Raw genomic sequence first — 1,350 nt, forward strand, 5'->3', positions numbered from 1 at the left:
CTAGGTGGTTTAAATATGAGAAAGGGCCTTGCGGCCCTTAGTGTTGCAGCAAGTAACACATTTTTTTATAGGCTAAAGTCTGCAGAGTCGACAACGTAAGCTTTTAAATCTGAGTCATCGATATCATTATCAGATAAGCCAAAAGTAAAGCCATCCTTAGAGATTGAAACGCCGTAATCGATGATGTTGTCATCACCAATAAAGCCGCCTGAGTAATGCCCCAAATGCAGCGCTATTTCAGTTCCATTACTACCAATAGCGAATCCATAGTCTGTTGTTAAATAAAGTGAATCACCAAAGTCGGAACCATCACCACTAGCAGCTGAAGTTGCTAATACCGAAGCACCAAAAGTGAAACCTTCTACACTGATACTCCCGTAAACCTCAGAGAAATCTGCGTCAGCTTCTGAAGCAGCATCAGGGTAGGCATAGTAAATATAACCAACATCATAGCTAACGCTTTCATTGATTGCGCCACTAAAGCCTGCATATAAGTCGAGCTCGTAGGTCATTTCATCTGCCCACGATGCATTTGATGCCCATGTACCGGCATAAAAGCCGGACTCGTTAGCGTAATCAATTCCACCCGAAATAGTAGCGTCGCCTCCTGTTTGCTCTTGACACGCCATAAGTGGTTGGAGGTTGCTGCTGCATTTGCAGTTACCTCTGCAAATGTCGTTGTTGATGTTATGCCTGCAAACGCCAGTGCACCGAAGAGTATTGTTTTTTGTAGTTTTAGCATGTTTCACTCCCGCTATATGACTTTTGCATACCAAGGTTTTATTATGTATTGCTTTGACCTTTTAACTGGATGCATTTTTATTATTTAACTGGGAAGGTAATAGCACTGTATGTGCCAGTCTCGTTTTAATTATTTTTAAGTAAAACTAATGCTATTAAAACAATTGCTTATGATGAAATTATGTTTTTGGAAGGAAGTTTTTTGATTTTCTGTCGCACGCTGCTGGTGCATAAACTAACCTAGCTGTACTATTAAAGTACAGCTAGGAAAGGTTTTTTAGCCAAAAATAGTGCGCATAAGGCTAATTGTTTCGTTTACACTGCGACCTTTTTGAACTTCACTTACAATTGAATCACGTTTACTGCGAATATGTTCAGGGATATCGTCAGCGGCAAGTGCGCGGTCTACTAAAATTTCTGCAGACTCTTTACCTCTACGTTGAGTTTTACCTGTTTTAGTTGTAGTACGCTTAGGCTTGCTTAGCAGTTTAATGTAGTTAGAGTTATCTGGTGTTTTAGCATCAGCATAGTGAAAGAAACATGGGATTAGCGCTTTAATAGCAACTAATTGTTCTTCTAACTCATTACTCGGTTTAGCCATTTTGTACC

General features: G+C 40.1%; 2 pseudogenes. Both read right to left on the reverse strand.

The annotated features are described in order from the left end of the window. Window positions 1–65: 65 nt before the first annotated feature. Window positions 66–742: pseudogene (locus GQR46_RS19745) on the reverse strand (TorF family putative porin). 276 nt (window positions 743–1,018) lie between these two features. Then, window positions 1,019–1,350: pseudogene (locus tag GQR46_RS19750) on the reverse strand (hypothetical protein); the annotation flags it as partial.

Source organism: Pseudoalteromonas sp. Z1A6 (assembly GCF_011378745.1).
GTDB lineage: Bacteria > Pseudomonadota > Gammaproteobacteria > Enterobacterales > Alteromonadaceae > Pseudoalteromonas > Pseudoalteromonas arctica.